Source organism: Sulfitobacter sp. UBA4523, from assembly GCF_002388305.1.
In the GTDB taxonomy this organism is placed as follows: domain Bacteria; phylum Pseudomonadota; class Alphaproteobacteria; order Rhodobacterales; family Rhodobacteraceae; genus Sulfitobacter; species Sulfitobacter pontiacus.
Window position 1 is genome coordinate 31480 of the sequence record NZ_DGMH01000021.1, and the last position, 1795, is coordinate 33274.

The 1795-nt window shown below is 62.1% G+C and carries 2 protein-coding genes; both read right to left on the minus strand.

Annotated features, from left to right (window positions below):
* Window positions 1-50: 50 nt before the first annotated feature.
* Window positions 51-1409, minus strand: coding sequence for a glutamine synthetase family protein (locus B3849_RS04700; protein WP_037944976.1), 1359 nt, complete (start codon window positions 1407-1409; stop codon window positions 51-53).
* The coding region (locus B3849_RS04705) for a type 1 glutamine amidotransferase (RefSeq protein WP_414718018.1) at window positions 1409-1795 on the minus strand (387 nt) is incomplete at its 5' end. The genes B3849_RS04705 and B3849_RS04700, both read right to left, overlap by 1 nt.

A 1795-nucleotide genomic window follows, 5' to 3' on the forward strand; every position in this document is an offset into this window, starting at 1 on the left:
TTCCAAATGGTCTTAAATCCTCGCCGAAGGCTCCCGCGGGTGCGGCGGGCCTAGACGTTCATCAACAGGTGCTCGCGTTCCCACGGGGAAATCACATGCAGGAACTCTTCGTATTCCGCGCGTTTGACGATGGCGTAGACGCGGGCGAACTCGGGGCCCAACACCTCGTGCAGGGTCGTGGCCTCTTCAAACAGATCCAGCGCGGATCCCAGCACCTGCGGGATATCCCCGTCGCCGTCATAGGCGTCGCCCTTGAATTCGGCTTTGGGCTTTTTCTGTTCCATCAGACCCAGATAACCGCAGGCGAGCGAGGCGGCGATGCCGAGGTAGGGGTTGCAGTCCATACCGGCGAGGCGGTTCTCGACCCGGCGCGACGCGGGGCCGGAGAGGGGCACGCGGATGCCCGTGGTGCGGTTGTCGCGGCCCCATTCCAGATTGATCGGCGCGGCATGGTCTTTGACGTAGCGCCGGTAGCTGTTCACATAGGGCGCAATGACGGCCAGCGCGTCGGGCATGTGGTTCTGCATGCCGGCGATAAAGTGGTAAAACGCGTCCGTCTCGCCGCCTTGCGGGCCGGAGAAGATGTTCTTGCCCGTCGTGGCATCCAGCACCGAATGGTGGATATGCATGGCGCTGCCGGGTTCGTTGGCGATGGGTTTCGCCATGAAGGTGGCATAGCAATCGTGGCGCAGGGCGGCTTCGCGGATCAGACGTTTGAAATAGAACACCTCGTCGGCCAGCCGCACGGGGTCACCGTGGATCAGGTTGATCTCAAGCTGGCCCGCGCCGCCTTCCTGGGTGATACCGTCAATCTCGAACCCCTGCGCTTCGGCAAAGTCGTAGATGTCGTCGATCACGGGGCCGAATTCATCGACGGCGGTCATGGAATAGGCCTGACGCGCGGCAGCAGGGCGGCCGGAGCGGCCCATCATCGGTTTGATCTCATGCGCGGGGTCGAGGTTGCGCGCGACCAGAAAGAATTCCATCTCGGGGGCGACGACCGGCTCCCACCCTTGCGCGCGATAAAGATCGACAACGCGTTTGAGCACATTGCGCGGCGAATATTCGACCGGATTGCCGTCGCGGTCAAAGGCGTCGTGGATCACTTGCAATGTCCAGTCGCCGGTCCAGGGGGCGGCGGTCGCGGTCGAGATATCGGGGCGCAGGATCATGTCTTTTTCGATGAACCCGTCGGCACCGGCGGCGTCGCCCCATTCACCGGTGATGGTCTGGTAGAAGATGCTGTCGGGCAGGTGGAAATATTCCTGCCGTGCGAATTTTGTGGCGGGCACCGCTTTGCCGCGTGCGATGCCGGGTAGGTCGGGGATGATACATTCAACTTCGTCGAGCCGCTTGCCCTCCAGATATTCGCGTGCTGCGGGGGGAAGCTCTTCAAGCCAGTCGGACATCATAATCTCTCTTTCTTGAGGAAATCTGCAATATGGTCGGCGATTTTTGCATTGTCGGTGGGGGCGTCCAGCAGGGCAGAGGCCGCCTGAAGCTGGTGATCGGGCACCACGCCCTTGCCGCGGGTGCGGATCAGCCCGTCGATAAAGTCTTGGGTGAATTCGGGGTGGGGCTGGATGGTCCAGATCTGATCATCATATAGCAGGGCCGCATTGGCGCAGAAGTCGGACGCGCCGACCACCTTGGCCCCTTCGGGCAGTTGGGTGACCTGATCCTGATGCCAGGCGTTCAGGGCCAGGGTCTCTCCGTCGATGGTGTATTCGGTGCGGCCCACGGACCAGCCGCCGGCGAATTTCTCGACCTTGCCGCCAAGGGCCTGTGCAATGAT